The 14,116-nt window shown below is 39.1% G+C and carries 12 protein-coding genes; 8 read left to right on the top strand and 4 right to left on the bottom strand.

The window, feature by feature from the left end; translation table 11 throughout:
• Positions 1–14 precede the first annotated feature (14 nt).
• Both R2H34_RS12555 and R2H34_RS12550 read right to left on the bottom strand, forming a co-directional pair.
• The gene (locus R2H34_RS12555) at positions 15–635 is read right to left on the bottom strand and encodes a DedA family protein (protein ID WP_125298141.1); all 621 of its coding nucleotides are present in this window, start codon (positions 633–635) and stop codon (positions 15–17) included.
• Positions 636–765: 130 nt separating this feature from the next.
• Positions 766–1,698, bottom strand: a complete 933-nt coding sequence (locus R2H34_RS12550) for a rhodanese-related sulfurtransferase (protein WP_042892386.1) — start codon at positions 1,696–1,698, stop codon at positions 766–768.
• 110 nt (positions 1,699–1,808) lie between these two features.
• Between R2H34_RS12550 and R2H34_RS12545 the strand changes: the two genes are divergently transcribed.
• On the top strand, positions 1,809–2,300 hold the full coding sequence (locus R2H34_RS12545; RefSeq protein ID WP_112987686.1) for a DUF1289 domain-containing protein: 492 nt from the start codon (positions 1,809–1,811) through the stop codon (positions 2,298–2,300).
• Here R2H34_RS12545 and R2H34_RS12540 read toward each other — a convergent pair.
• The gene (locus R2H34_RS12540) at positions 2,297–2,947 is read right to left on the bottom strand and encodes a DUF2306 domain-containing protein (protein WP_171425416.1); all 651 of its coding nucleotides are present in this window, start codon (positions 2,945–2,947) and stop codon (positions 2,297–2,299) included. The genes R2H34_RS12545 and R2H34_RS12540 overlap by 4 nt on opposite strands.
• Positions 2,948–3,018: 71 nt before the next feature.
• Here R2H34_RS12540 and R2H34_RS12535 point away from each other — a divergent pair, with 71 nt between their 5' ends.
• Positions 3,019–3,684, top strand: coding sequence for a YARHG domain-containing protein (locus tag R2H34_RS12535; RefSeq protein WP_087540156.1), 666 nt, complete (start codon positions 3,019–3,021; stop codon positions 3,682–3,684).
• A gap of 77 nt (positions 3,685–3,761) precedes the next feature.
• Here R2H34_RS12535 and gltA read toward each other — a convergent pair whose 3' ends face one another.
• Positions 3,762–5,036 (bottom strand): citrate synthase, encoded by a 1,275-nt coding sequence (gltA, locus tag R2H34_RS12530; protein ID WP_004908368.1) that lies wholly within the window; start codon positions 5,034–5,036, stop codon positions 3,762–3,764.
• A gap of 901 nt (positions 5,037–5,937) precedes the next feature.
• On the opposite strand from gltA, the gene sdhC reads away from it, so the two are divergent.
• The 6 genes from sdhC to odhB all read left to right on the top strand — a co-directional run bounded on the left by sdhC (position 5,938) and on the right by odhB (position 14,075).
• Positions 5,938–6,339 (top strand): succinate dehydrogenase, cytochrome b556 subunit, encoded by a 402-nt coding sequence (gene sdhC / locus R2H34_RS12525; RefSeq protein ID WP_042892385.1) that lies wholly within the window; start codon positions 5,938–5,940, stop codon positions 6,337–6,339.
• Positions 6,339–6,704: a succinate dehydrogenase, hydrophobic membrane anchor protein gene (gene sdhD, locus R2H34_RS12520; RefSeq protein ID WP_004908359.1), complete on the top strand. Its 366-nt coding sequence runs from the start codon at positions 6,339–6,341 to the stop codon at positions 6,702–6,704. The genes sdhC and sdhD overlap by 1 nt, the downstream gene beginning before the upstream one ends.
• 9 nt (positions 6,705–6,713) lie before the next feature.
• A complete protein-coding gene (gene sdhA / locus R2H34_RS12515) occupies positions 6,714–8,609 on the top strand; it encodes a succinate dehydrogenase flavoprotein subunit (protein ID WP_035336742.1) in 1,896 nt (631 codons plus the stop codon).
• Between the two features lie 14 nt (positions 8,610–8,623).
• A complete protein-coding gene (locus R2H34_RS12510) occupies positions 8,624–9,334 on the top strand; it encodes a succinate dehydrogenase iron-sulfur subunit (protein WP_004908354.1) in 711 nt (236 codons plus the stop codon).
• A gap of 710 nt (positions 9,335–10,044) precedes the next feature.
• Positions 10,045–12,885 (top strand): 2-oxoglutarate dehydrogenase E1 component, encoded by a 2,841-nt coding sequence (locus tag R2H34_RS12505; RefSeq protein ID WP_004908351.1) that lies wholly within the window; start codon positions 10,045–10,047, stop codon positions 12,883–12,885.
• Positions 12,885–14,075: a 2-oxoglutarate dehydrogenase complex dihydrolipoyllysine-residue succinyltransferase gene (gene odhB, locus R2H34_RS12500; protein ID WP_004963584.1), complete on the top strand. Its 1,191-nt coding sequence runs from the start codon at positions 12,885–12,887 to the stop codon at positions 14,073–14,075. The genes R2H34_RS12505 and odhB overlap by 1 nt, the downstream gene beginning before the upstream one ends.
• Positions 14,076–14,116: the final 41 nt, after the last annotated feature.

The following is a 14,116-nucleotide window of genomic DNA, read 5'->3' as shown; positions in this document are numbered from 1 at the left end:
ATTGAAAATAAGTCTCAGTGTTTATCTTTATGATTTTTTTTGAACCTTCTTGCAATAATCCAAATGATATACAGTAAAGCTAGAGCTAAAATAATATAACCGACACGTTGCATAATCAGCGTCATCAAAGCTTGATTTTCGCTAAAGTGATAACCTAAGTAGGCTAAAAAAGTAGTCCATAGAATCGTTCCTAAGGCACTGTAGGTCATAAATTTACCAAAAGGCATCCTACTCATACCCGCGGGAATACTTATGAGAGAGCGTACAGCTGGAATCATACGACCAAAGAAAACAATCTTATGTCCATGTTTGTTAAACCAAGTTAATGCTTTTTCAAGATCACTTACCTTTATTCTTAGAAATTTTCCGTAATGCTCTATAAAGATGAATAATCGTTGCTCAGGAATTTTTCGACCAATCCAATATAGCACCATCGCAGCAAGTAAAGATCCTGTACTGCCCGCAATAATGACACCAATTAAAGTCAAATCACCTTTAGAGGCTGTATAACCAGCAGAGGGCATAATAATTTCAGATGGTATCGGTGGAAAAATATTGTCTAAAAACATTAAGAATGCAATACCCAAATATCCCAGCTTTTCCATCACAGATAAGACCCAGTCTTCTAGTCCCATAGTACCTTGCTACGTATTTTGATTGATTAGAGGATAGTGATGCTTTCTTAAGCATACAATAGATGAATGGTTATTATTTTCTCGTATAAAAAAGCCGTAGAAAACTACGGCTTTTGAGCATAACAATAAATTATAGGCGTTTGCGTTTTGCTGCTGCAATTTGTGATTGGCGCATGCGGAAACCTTCTTTTTGTTTTTCTGTAGTTTTATCAATACAGAAAACACAAGAAACTCCATGTTCATAGCTAGGTAATTCAGCTTCTTCTTTAGTAAGAGGCCAGCCACATGCATGACATTTAATATTTTCGCCTTCTTCAACACCATGTGTTACTGCGGTGCGGCCATCAAATACGAAACATTCGCCTTCCCATAAACTTTCTTCTGCTGGGGTTTCTTCTAGATATTTAAGAATACCGCCTTTAAGGTGATATACCTCATTAAATCCTTCTTGTAAGAGTAATGATGTTGATTTCTCACAACGAATACCACCTGTACAGAACATGGCGATTTTCTTATCTTTGTGTTGTTCTAAGTTTTGCTTTACGTATTCAGGGAACTCACGGAAAGTTTCAGTTTTAGGATCAATTGCACCCTTAAACGTGCCTGCTTTATATTCATAGTCATTACGTGTGTCGATTAAAATTACATCATCACGGCTAATTAACTCATTCCACTCTTTAGGGTCGAGGTAATGACCTACTAGATCACGGGGTTTAACTTCTACACCTAAAGTTACGATCTCTTTTTTGAGTTTAATTTTCATTTTGCGGAATGGTTTATCAGAGCTAAAAGACTCTTTATATTCCATTTCGTTGAAACCTTCGTTCAGCAAAAATTGATGTACAGTATCAATTGCTGTGCGATCACCAGCGACAGTACCGTTGATTCCTTCTGGTGCAACAATCAGAGTTCCACATAAATTGATGCTACTCACTAGTGTTAAAAGACGCTGTTGCAGATCCGCTGCATCTGAAACTTCTTTAAATTGATATAGTGCCGCAACAACCCAATTATTGGTCGCTTGCTGTTCTACAGGTGCAAGCTGTTCTACAGTAGCGTTCATGGATAACTCCAAATGTATTAAGATAGGAAAATCAAGGCGCGTATTTTAGCGTGAAATTTGAAAATAAGCGAGAAAACCATAAAATTGATATGGTTTTAGAGGAATGTGTTTTGAGTAATGATCGTCGAATCCCATCATTGACCCCATGTGCAGGGCGTTGTTCAACCGTATTTGGTGATTTGGTGTGCCGAGGATGTCGCCGTTTTAATCATGAAGTGATTCATTGGAATACATATACACCAGAACAGCGACTCACAGTTTGGCAACGTTTAGATGCACAACTTGATCAAATTCTTGTGCCTTTGTTACCTCATGCAAATATGCAACAGGTAGAGGACTTTATTCATAATAAGCGGATTCGAGTATTAGATACGGCAACGAAAGGTCGCAAGCTTTATCATGCATTAAAGATATGCGAAAAAAATAAGTACTTAGCTCAGGAAAGTGGTCTGGGGATTGTGGATGCACAAGTGAAGCCTGTATGGGATGAATTCGAGAGAAGAGTATTGGCTTTAGCGAAAGCGAGTTATGAACTGGCTTGGCTTCGTGCGGATGGGATTAGTTCGAATTTGTTACGGACATTAGAAGAAGATGAAATCTAAGCTCTTTTGTGGCTGATATAGTAAATAATAACTTCTGCGATCAATAAATTAATCGTCCAGCCTAGCCATGCTTCTAGTTGATATATATGGATTGGTGTTAGCCACTCAACGTAAGGTTGTAGTTCGTACAACACGAGTTTCCATGTTCTTAAACTCAAGGCAGATAAAGCTAAAGCAAAACTTCTTATCATCCAGTCACGATGTCGAAACCATTGTTTCCTGATCGCAAAATAAAGCGCAATTAAAGTGCTGACTCCCCAAAGAAGTCCTAGCAAAATAAAACACAATTGGGTACTGAAGCCGCCATTGGCATACACCGCCAATATCAAACCGCTCGGTAGTGCAAAACCTAGAGTCGAAACAATATAAATCCAACCTGCATAACGATGAACAAGACTAAATTTTTTACGAATATATTGTGAAAATTGAGTAAAGCCAGCTAAAAGAACAAAACTGCTCGTTAAGACATGAATTTGGAAGGCGATGCGCCAAGGCTGAGTCAGGACGACATCTTGCTTTAGGACTAAAAAATTAGATTGATTTGACCAAGGAAAATATTGAATACAAATTTCTACCATCAATATAAATAAGTAGAAGAAAATGAATGTGGTTATAAGTCGAGTAAGAGGGTTTAGAGTTTTCCACATATCATTGATCGCTGTTATCATGATTGACTAAGAATAAATGCAATAACTTTATATTTGATGAGCATAAAAATATGAATAAATTAGTTAAGTTTTTAACTTTTACAGCTGCTTTAACATGTTGTACTTTGAGTTTTGCCCAAACCCCACAGCTCGCCTCATCTTGGACAGGATTGTATAACGATGAACAAAAAATTTCTTTGTTCTTTCAACAGAAAGGAGATCAACTCACAGGGTATGGTTTGTTAAATGGAAAGCAAACTAAATTTAAGGGAAGTCTTCAAAAAAGTGGCTCAGTTTATAAGGTAACTTTGAATGAATTAGGACAAGGTGCTACCTTTGGTCAGTTCATTTTAGATTATAAAAATAATGCTACAGAGATCGATGCACAATGGTTACCCAGTAGCAAAACAGTTAAACCAAAGTTTTTTAGCTTGAAAGCACAGCAGTGTAACTATGCAAAAGATGAAGGTAACTATCCAGAAGCATCTCGTAAATTATTAAAAGATGCAGATCTACAAGTTGCTTTAGGTGAGTTGCAATATATGCGTAATGAAATCTATGCACGCCATGGGTATGCATTCCAGAATAAAAGTTGGGCTGCTACATTTGCTGATTATGATTGGTACATGCCGTGTTTTACTAATGTGGATTCACGTCTAACTAAAATTGAAAAAGAGAATGTGAAGCGTATCAAAATGGTAGAACCTTATGCGAAAGACGTAGAGTGGGGACGTTAATTTATTTTATAAATTAAGTATCTAATAAAAAAAGCTGCCATCAGGCAGCTTTTTTAACATTAAGATTCTGTTGAAAATTAACGTTTGATATCGCGTTGAGTCGAGCCAGTATAAAGCTGACGCGGACGACCGATTTTGTAAGGACCGCTGTGCATTTCTAACCAGTGGCTGATCCAACCAACAGTACGTGCAAGAGCGAAAATTACAGTAAACATTTCTGTTGGGATACCAATCGCTTTTAAGATGATACCTGAGTAGAAGTCTACGTTCGGGTAAAGCTTACGCTCTACGAAGTACGGGTCGTTCAATGCAATACGCTCAAGTTCCATAGCAAGCTGCAATTGTGGATCGTTGATGCCTAATGCTTCAAGAACTTCGTCACAAGTTTGCTTCATTACTTTAGCGCGAGGGTCAAAGTTTTTATAAACGCGGTGACCGAAGCCCATAAGCTTCACTTCTTTACGTTTTACTTTTTCCATGAATTCAGCAACGTTTTCAACGCTACCAATTTCATCTAACATTTTAAGTACAGCTTCGTTTGCACCACCGTGAGCAGGTCCCCAAAGTGCAGAGATACCAGCAGAGATACATGCATAAGGGTTTGCACCAGTAGAACCTGCAAGACGAACTGTAGAAGTCGATGCATTTTGTTCGTGGTCAGCATGAAGCGTGAAAATACGGTCCATTGCGCGCGCAAGAACAGGATTTACTTTGTAGTCACGATCAGCAGGCGTAGCAAACATCATGTGTAAGAAGTTTTCTGCGTAGCTTAAATCATTACGAGGGTAAATGAATGGTTGACCTACAGTGTACTTGTAGCTCCACGCTGCAAGCGTAGGGATTTTCGCGATTAAACGAATTGCAGTGATTTCACGATGGTTAACATCTTCGATGTCTAAACCGTTGTGATAGAACGCAGATAAAGCACCAACTACACCAACCATGATCGCCATAGGGTGAGCATCACGACGGAAACCATTGAAGAAACGGCTTACTTGGTCGTGAACCATAGTGTGGTTACGTACTTTTGCGTCAAATTCAGTTTTTTGTTCAGCATTTGGAAGCTCGCCATTTAATAATAAATAACAAGTTTCTAAGTAGTCTGCTTGAGTCGCTAATTGATCAATTGGATAACCACGGTGTAATAAAACACCTTTGTCACCGTCAATGAATGTGATCTTAGATTCGCAAGCCGCTGTCGCCATAAAACCAGGATCGAAAGTAAAGTGACCTGATGCTAATACATCTTTAACGTCAATTACATCTGGGCCCAATGTGCCGCTGTAAATTGGTAATTCAATTTCTTTGCCATCAAGCTGTAATACGGCTTTTTTGCCAGTTGCTGCAGACATTCAATAGATCTCCTGTCCTGGTGAATGATTATCTGACTCGAAATCCTAATCTTGTCATGTGCGAATCAGACGGTGTCAAAATTTGCTATAAGATTAGTGGCTACTAAAATTTTGTCAATTATACTTAGGGATAAAAAATGACGTTATCACAGTCAATTAGTCATTCAGTATCAACGGGAAAATTGAGTAAAATCACAGCACCGGTCGAGTATAATATGTCAAATCATGTTTTAGGTGCAGAAAAAAAATGAAGCATCAGTACAATTGTAAGTAAATTTTTAACACTTTTTGATTTATAGATTCTTAAAATTTTTTGAAATAAAATGCCAAAACCCTATATTTCTCATGCCTTAGATTTAAATTATCATTAAAAAAAATGTTGATTGAAAAATAAAGGAATTTTTATTTGTTCTATTATGGTGCGATCAACTGATTAAAAAATGACTAATTTTTAACTAAAATCATCTTTGCTTGATAGATTATTGCTTAGTTATATTTATTATTAAAATGAGGGGTATTATTTCTGAGTATATAAATAATCGATCCAAATATATGACTTTAGTATGATGCTTTAATAATTTCTTAATGATTTTGAAGGAATATATTCGAAATTTAAAAATAAAAATAATAAATCGTATTTGATGTAATATTTTTAAAAATCAATATGATATGTATTTTTTTGTATGGTGAGCTTATTGATTTTTCTTGCTTATTCTTGTGAATGATTCTTATTTAAGGCTTTTTTCGACTAAAGAGAAAGCTGATTGTTTGTATTTTGATATTTCACGTTTTATAATTCGTTGTCGTTATATAGGTTAGGCATGTGCTGTGCTTGCCTGACAATGCCAGCTTTCCTTTGAATTAATTCAAACAAACTCCAGTTGGAGTTTCTACCTACAGGATGCCCGCTGTGAAAAGCAACAGACCTGTCAATTTGTCCATGGGTCAGGTGTTAGCGGTAAATTTACGCTCACCCGTGGCTATTGCATCAATTCTACACCGTCTATCTGGTGTAATCGTTTTCTTATTAGTCGCTGTTCTTTTGTGGATTTTGGATAAATCTCTATCTTCACCAGAAGGATTTGACTACGTAAAAAATGTCGTTTTCGGAAATATCTTAGTACGTTTCATCGTATGGGTATTTGTAGCAGGCTTAATCTTCCATTTTATTGCAGGTATCAAACATCTACTTGCTGGCCTTGGTTTTGCTGAGGAATTACAAAGTGGTCGTATTGCAGCTACAGTTTCGTTGATCTTATCTGTGATCGGTATTGTCGCAGCTTTTGTATGGATTATGTTCTAATGAAAAGTGCTACAGGTTTAACGGGTTCAGGTTCTCGCGATTGGTATATCCAACGTGTATCAGCTGTAGTTTTAGCTGCTTATACTGTCGTTATGTTTGGCTGGATCCTATGCAATAGTGGATTCGGTTATGAGCAATGGGCTGGCTTTATGCTAACGCTTCCAATGAAAATTTTCTCATTGTTAGCTGTGTTATCGCTTGTTGCGCACGCTTGGATTGGTATGTGGCAAGTCTTTACAGATTATGTAACGACACGTCAAATGGGTCCTTCGGCTTCAGGTTTACGCCTTGTGTTAACTTCTGCTGTCATTATTTCAGTGTTCGTATACGCAATCTGGGGTATCCAGATTTTCTGGGCAAATTGATAGGAAGAGATCATGGCAACTACCCCTAAAGAAAATTATTCAAATATTCAAACACTATCATTCGATTCAGTTATCGTTGGTGGTGGTGGTTCTGGTATGCGTGCTGCTTACCAACTTGCTCAAGCAGGTTTGAAAGTTGCTGTATTAACCAAAGTATTCCCAACACGTTCGCATACAGTTGCTGCTCAAGGTGGTATTGGTGCATCGTTAGGAAATATGCAAGAAGATAACTGGCATTATCATTTCTACGACACAGTAAAAGGTTCTGACTGGTTAGGCGACCAAGATGCGATTGAGTTTATGACTCGTGAAGCACCGAAAGTTGTTTATGAGTTAGAGCATTTAGGTATGCCTTTTGACCGTAACGAAGATGGTACGATTTATCAGCGTCCATTTGGTGGTCACTCTGCAAACTACGGTGAAAAAGCAGTTCCACGTGCTTGTGCTGCAGCTGACCGTACTGGTCATGCACTACTACACACGTTGTATCAAAGCAACGTAAAAATGGGTACTCAATTCTTTGTTGAATGGATTGCATTAGATCTAATTCGTAACGAAGAAGGTGATGTGCTTGGTGTAACTGCAATTGATCAAGAAACAGGTAACATCGCAGTATTCCAAGCTAAAGCAACATTGTTTGCTACAGGTGGTGCTGGCCGTGTTTACCGTGCATCTACCAATGCCTACATTAATACTGGTGATGGTTTGGGTATGGCTGCTCGTGCGGGTATTCCATTACAAGATATGGAATTCTGGCAATTCCACCCAACGGGTGTTGCGGGCGCTGGTGTATTGTTAACTGAGGGTTGTCGTGGTGAGGGTGGTATCCTTCGCAACAAAGACGGCGAACCATTCATGGAACGTTATGCACCGACTTTAAAAGACTTGGCTCCACGTGATTTTGTATCTCGTTCTATGGACCAAGAAATTAAAGAAGGGCGTGGTTGTGGTCCAAAAGGTGATTATATCCTATTAGATATGACACACTTGGGTGCTGATACCATCATGAAGCGTTTACCATCAGTATTTGAGATTGGTAAGAAATTCGCGAACGTTGACTGTACTAAAGAGCCAATTCCTGTAGTGCCAACAATCCATTATCAAATGGGTGGTATTCCAACGAATATCCATGGTCAAGTTGTTGTACCTCATGGTGTTGAAGAGGGTGAATTCTCTGCTCATTATGATAAAGATACAAAACAATATACATATAAAGGCACACGTGATTATGTGAAACCAGTTAAAGGTTTCTATGCAATCGGTGAGTGCTCATGTGTATCTGTTCATGGTGCAAACCGTTTAGGTACTAACTCGTTGCTTGACCTTGTTGTATTTGGTAAAGCTGCTGGTGAACACATTATTGATTATGTGACTAAACACCATGGTGATGATTATGCTCCATTACCAAACGATGTGTTAGAAAGCACATTGGCACGTGTACGTAAGTTGGATGAATCTACATCTGGCGAAAATGCGCAAGAAGTTGCTGATGTAATTCGTGACATCGTTCAAGATCATGCTGGTGTATTCCGTACTCAAGCATTACTTGATAAAGGTGTTAAAGAAATTCTTGCGATTGAATCACGTGTTCGTAACATTCATTTGAAAGACAAATCTAAAGTATTCAACACTGCACGTATTGAAGCATTAGAAGTTGAAAACTTGTATGAAGTTGCTAAAGCAACCTTGATTTCTGCTGCTGCACGTAAAGAATGTCGTGGTGCACATACCGTTGTTGATTATGAATTAGCTCCAGATCATCCGACTTACTCTTATGGTCGTCGTGATGATGAGTGGATGAAACATACGTTATGGTATTCTTCAGACAATCGTCTTGAATATAAACCAGTACGTTTCAATCCATTAACGGTTGAAGCTATTGAACCTAAACCACGTACATTCTAATCGGGAGAACAAAGATGAGTAGAGGTACTCGTACATTCGAAATCTACCGCTATGATCCTGATAAGGATAAAGCGCCATACATGCAAACTTTTAAGTTAGAGTTAACTGACAAGCACCGTATGTTGCTTGACGCGTTACTTGCATTAAAAGTTCAGGATGAAACATTAACATTCCGCCGTTCTTGCCGTGAAGGTATTTGTGGTTCTGATGGTGTGAACATTAATGGTAAAAATGGTTTGGCATGTTTGTGGAACTTGAATGACTTGCCTGAAAAAATTGTAATTCGTCCTTTACCTGGTTTACCAGTTGTAAAAGACTTGGTTGTAGATATGAATCAATTCTACGATCAATACAATAAAATTCAGCCATTCTTGATCAACAATCAGCCAGCTCCTGCGAAAGAGCGTTTGCAGTCTCAAGCAGATCGTGAACATCTTGATGGTTTGTATGAATGTATTCTATGTGCATGTTGTTCAACTTCATGCCCATCGTTCTGGTGGAACCCTGACAAGTTCTTGGGACCATCTGCACTGTTAAATGCTTATCGTTTTATTATCGATTCGCGTGATACTGCTACTCAAGAGCGTTTGGCGCGTTTGGATGACCCATTCTCATTATTCCGTTGTAAAGGAATCATGAACTGTGTGTCTGTATGTCCAAAAGGGTTAAACCCAACTAAGGCAATTGGCCACATTCGTAATATGCTATTGGATCAAGCTGGTTAATTCGGTTTTCCTGTAGAAGAAACGGAAGTTTTGAAAAAAGCTTCCGTTTTTTTATTTGCGTCATAAAAGTATGTTTTGTGCTACAAGGATGCTGGTATGCTTATTACTTATGTAGATAAAAAGAATTAGAAAAGTTGATCAATTGCTTTGCGTTGATTCGTTTTTGAGCACTGTGCTTAGAGTTTGTGCGAGATTTGTAGAAAATCTTTAACTTTGGTCGATAAGAGTGCAACTTTTTTTGAAAGGGCGCTATATTAGATTATAATTTGATGTGTGTATTTCGCTGATTTATGGATGGTATGTGTCAAAAAAATCAATCCAAGCTTGATAACATGTTAGGATTTCTGCCAACGACTGAAAGCAAAAAATTAGGATATTCCTTAAGTTATACAGGAGATATTCACAAAAGATTTATGCAGATTATTCAGTCAAAGTCAATTTAGAAAAGTTAAAAATTTAGTTAATTTTTCTAAAATGATTTGCAAAAAATTGCTCGATGTCGTCGAGTATAAGAATGAGTTGCGCGCCTTGTTTATGGGTGCGTGACTGATTTGTTACATCAAAAGGAATACTCCTGATGTGTAGTGATAATGTCCTAAGGTTGGATGATCTTGGGTAGTAGTGTCTTGTTACCAATTCGATACTATGAATCATGGGTCTGCTTAAAAGGCAGCCTGTATTATTTTTTGCAATAGGAAATGGGTCCAAAAATGCAAGAAGTTGCTGACGCACTGCGTCTTGACACTGAACTTTCCGCTGATAGTGCAGCGTATATTGAAGAGCTTTACGAACAGTATCTAACATCTCCAACCTCAGTGTCAGAGGATTGGCGTGAATATTTCGACAAATATCCTAAAGGGGATCAACCACACGGTAGTGTGCGTGAACAATTCCTGCTTTTGGGTCGTAATTCAAGCCGAATTCAACCTGTAGTTCAAAGTGCTGTGAGCACAGAGCATGAGCGTCGTCAAATTGGTGTACTACAACTCATTGCTGCTTATCGTAACCGTGGTCATCAAAAAGCTAAACTCGATCCATTAGGTCTTGCGAAACGTGAAGACGTTCCTGACCTCGATTTATCTGCACATGGTTTAACAAAATCTGATCTTGATACTGTATTCAATACAGGTAATCTCGCGATTGGTAAAGCAGAAGCTACATTGTCGGAAATGATTGAGGCAATGGAAGCAATTTACTGTACCTCAATCGGTGCAGAATACATGCATATCGTCGACACTAAAGAAAAACGTTGGATTCAGCAGCGTTTGGAAGGTGCTCGTGGGAAATTTAATTTCTCAGCTGATCAGAAAAAAGGCTTTTTAGAGCGTTTGACTGCAGCAGAAGGCTTAGAAAAGTATTTAGGTACAAAATTCGTAGGTGCTAAGCGTTTTGGTGTGGAAGGCGGTGAGTCTTTTATTCCAATGATGAATGAGATCATTCAGCGTGCAGGTAGTGTTGGTTGTAAAGAAGTTGTGATTGGTATGCCACACCGTGGTCGTCTCAACGTTTTAGTCAACATTATGGGTAAAAACCCAGCCGACTTGTTTGGTGAGTTTGAAGGGAAGAGCCTACACAAAAAAGGTTCTGGTGATGTTAAGTATCACCAAGGTTTCTCTTCAAATGTGATGACGCCTGGTGGTGAGGTTCACTTAGCATTAGCATTTAACCCATCGCACTTAGAAATTGTTGGACCAGTAGTCGAAGGTTCGGTACGTGCTCGTCAAGTACGTCGTAAAGATATTGGTGGTGACGATGTTCTTCCTGTGATTGTTCACGGTGATGCGGCATTTGCAGGTCAAGGTGTTAACCAAGAAACCTTCCAAATGTCACAAACACGTGGTTATACAGTCGGTGGTACAGTTCATATCGTTATTAATAACCAAGTTGGTTTCACGACTTCAGATCCGCGCGATACACGTTCTACAGAATACTGTACTGACGTAGCAAAAATGATTCAGTCACCAATTTTCCATGTGAATGGTGATGATCCTGAAGCTGTAATTTTTGCAACACAACTTGCACATGATTTCCGTCATGAATTCCGCAAAGACGTTGTGATTGATTTGTTCTGTTACCGTCGTCGTGGTCATAACGAAGCAGATGAACCATCTGCAACTCAACCGTTGATGTATCAAGTGATTAATAAGAAAGCGACTACACGTACGCTTTATGCTGATCAATTGGTTCAAGAAAAAGTACTTGATCGTGCAAGCGCTGATCAAATGGTTGAAGGTTATCGTTCTGATTTAGAAGCGGGCAACCATGTTGCTAATGCATTAGTACGTGAACCAAACAAAAAAATGTTTGTGGATTGGACACCATATCTAGGTCATGAATATACAGATGTTTGGGATACGAGCTTTAACATTGATCGCTTAAAAGAACTTGGCAAAACAATGAATACATTACCTGAAGGTTTTGTATTACAACGCCAAGTACAAAAAGTTATTGATGACCGCATCAAAATGCAAACAGGTGAAATGCCACTGAACTGGGGTGCTGCTGAAACATTGGCGTATGCATCTTTGCTGGACGATGGCTTCCTAGTACGTATTACGGGTGAAGACGTTGGGCGTGGTACATTCTCTCACCGCCATGCGAAACTACATAACCAAGTTGATGGTTCTGTTTACATCCCGTTGTGTCACATTAAAGAAAATCAGCCACGTGTTGCGGTGTATGACTCTTTATTATCAGAAGAAGCTGTGCTTGCTTTTGAATATGGTTATGCAACCACTCTACCGAAGAGCTTGATCGTTTGGGAAGCACAATTTGGTGACTTTGCAAACTGTGCGCAAGTCGTGATTGACCAATTCATTGCTTCTGGTGAAACCAAGTGGGAGCGCGTATGTGGTTTAACTATGTTGTTACCACATGGTTATGAAGGTCAGGGTCCTGAGCATTCATCTGCACGTTTAGAGCGTTTCTTACAATTGTGTGCTGAAGACAATATGCAAGTATTGACTCCTACAACACCAGCACAGATTTTCCATGCTTTACGTCGTCAAGCGGTTCGTCCTATTCGTAAGCCAATGATTGTGATGTCACCAAAGTCATTGCTACGTCATAAATTAGCGACTTCAACTTTAGATGAATTAGCAAATGGTTCATTCCAAACAGTGATTGATGAAGTCGATCAAATTAACAAAGCTGACGTTACTCGTTTAGTTCTTTGTGGTGGTAAGGTTTATTACGATTTACTCGAAAAACGTCGTGAGCTTGGTTTAAACCATATCGCGATTGTTCGTATTGAACAGTTATATCCATATCCAGAACAGCGTTTAGCTGAAGTTATGGCTCAATATCCAAACATTCAAGAACTTGTTTGGGCGCAAGAAGAACCTAAAAACCAAGGCGCTTGGTTATTTATCGTTCCTCGTTTGTATGAAGACGTTCTTAAATCAGGTAAACAAATTCGTATTAGCTATGCTGGACGTGAAGCATCTGCCGCACCTGCTTGTGGCTCACCGTACTTGCATGCAAAACAACAAGCTCAGCTCGTCAATGACGCACTTGCAATTGAAGCTGAACAATCAGGAGATTCTAAATAATGGCAACCGAAATTAAAGCACCGGTATTCCCAGAGTCAGTTGCTGACGGTACGATCGCAACTTGGCATAAAAAAGTAGGTGAACCTGTATCACGTGATGAAGTGATCTGTGACATTGAAACCGATAAAGTTGTTTTAGAAGTGGTTGCTCCAGCTGATGGTAGCTTAGTTGCGATCATCAAAGGTGAAGGCGATACAGTTCTTTCTGATGAAGTAATTGCTCAATTTGAAGCTGGTGCTGTTTCTGCGGCTGCTCCTGAAGCTGCTGCACCAGTTGCAGCGGCTCCTGTGGCATCTGCCCCAGCTGCGGCTGCATCAACTCAAGCTGTTGATCAAAACCAAGCCCCTGCTGTTCGTAAAGCATTATCTGAAACAGGTATCAATGCTGCTGACGTACAAGGTACTGGTCGTGGTGGTCGTATCACTAAAGAAGACGTTGCAAATCATAAACCAGCTGCTTCAGTTCAGCCGTTAAGCGTTGCTGTAGGTGAACGTATCGAGAAACGTGTTCCAATGACACGTTTACGTAAGCGTGTTGCTGAGCGTTTATTGGCGGCTACCCAACAAACTGCAATGTTAACAACATTCAATGAAGTTAACATGAAGCCGATCATGGAAATGCGTAAGCAATATAAAGATGCTTTCGAAAAACGCCATGGCGCTCGTTTAGGTTTCATGTCTTTCTTTGTTAAAGCAGCAACAGAAGCTTTAAAACGCTATCCAGCTGTAAATGCGTCGATTGATGGTGATGATATTGTTTATCACGGTTTCTATGACATCGGTGTAGCAGTTTCTTCTGATCGTGGCTTAGTTGTGCCAATCCTTCGTGATACTGATCGTATGAACTATGCTGAAGTAGAAGGTGGTATTGCTGCATATGCTGCTAAAGCACGTGAAGGTAAATTATCGATCGAAGAGATGACTGGCGGTACATTCACTATTACTAATGGTGGTACTTTCGGTTCATTACTTTCAACACCTATTTTAAACCAGCCACAAACAGCGATTCTTGGTATGCATAAAATCCAAGAACGTCCTATGGCGGTAAATGGACAAGTTGAAATCTTGCCAATGATGTATTTAGCGCTTTCATATGACCACCGTCTAATTGATGGTAAAGAAGCAGTAGGTTTCTTAGTAACAATTAAAGAATTGTTAGAAGAGCCGGCTAAACTTATTCTTGACCTATAACTTATTATTTAAAAATCATCCCTAACTTTTCTTTAATTAAG

It is taken from the genome of Acinetobacter sp. 16, from assembly GCF_033439925.1.
GTDB lineage: Bacteria > Pseudomonadota > Gammaproteobacteria > Pseudomonadales > Moraxellaceae > Acinetobacter > Acinetobacter junii.
This window is presented reverse-complemented; position numbering and strand designations above follow the sequence as displayed.

Bases quoted from the DNA above. Each gene is read 5' to 3' on its own strand.
- R2H34_RS12555 (WP_125298141.1), bottom strand. From the start codon at position 635: ATGGGACTAGAAGACTGGGTCTTATCTGTGATGGAAAAGCTGGGATAT.
- gltA (WP_004908368.1), bottom strand. From the start codon at position 5,036: ATGTCTGCAGCAACTGGCAAAAAAGCCGTATTACAGCTTGATGGCAAA.
- R2H34_RS12535 (WP_087540156.1), top strand. From the start codon at position 3,019: ATGAATAAATTAGTTAAGTTTTTAACTTTTACAGCTGCTTTAACATGT.
- R2H34_RS12550 (WP_042892386.1), bottom strand. From the start codon at position 1,698: ATGAACGCTACTGTAGAACAGCTTGCACCTGTAGAACAGCAAGCGACC.
- R2H34_RS12540 (WP_171425416.1), bottom strand. From the start codon at position 2,947: ATGTGGAAAACTCTAAACCCTCTTACTCGACTTATAACCACATTCATT.
- sdhC (WP_042892385.1), top strand. From the start codon at position 5,938: ATGCCCGCTGTGAAAAGCAACAGACCTGTCAATTTGTCCATGGGTCAG.
- sdhD (WP_004908359.1), top strand. From the start codon at position 6,339: ATGAAAAGTGCTACAGGTTTAACGGGTTCAGGTTCTCGCGATTGGTAT.
- R2H34_RS12505 (WP_004908351.1), top strand. From the start codon at position 10,045: ATGCAAGAAGTTGCTGACGCACTGCGTCTTGACACTGAACTTTCCGCT.
- R2H34_RS12510 (WP_004908354.1), top strand. From the start codon at position 8,624: ATGAGTAGAGGTACTCGTACATTCGAAATCTACCGCTATGATCCTGAT.
- odhB (WP_004963584.1), top strand. From the start codon at position 12,885: ATGGCAACCGAAATTAAAGCACCGGTATTCCCAGAGTCAGTTGCTGAC.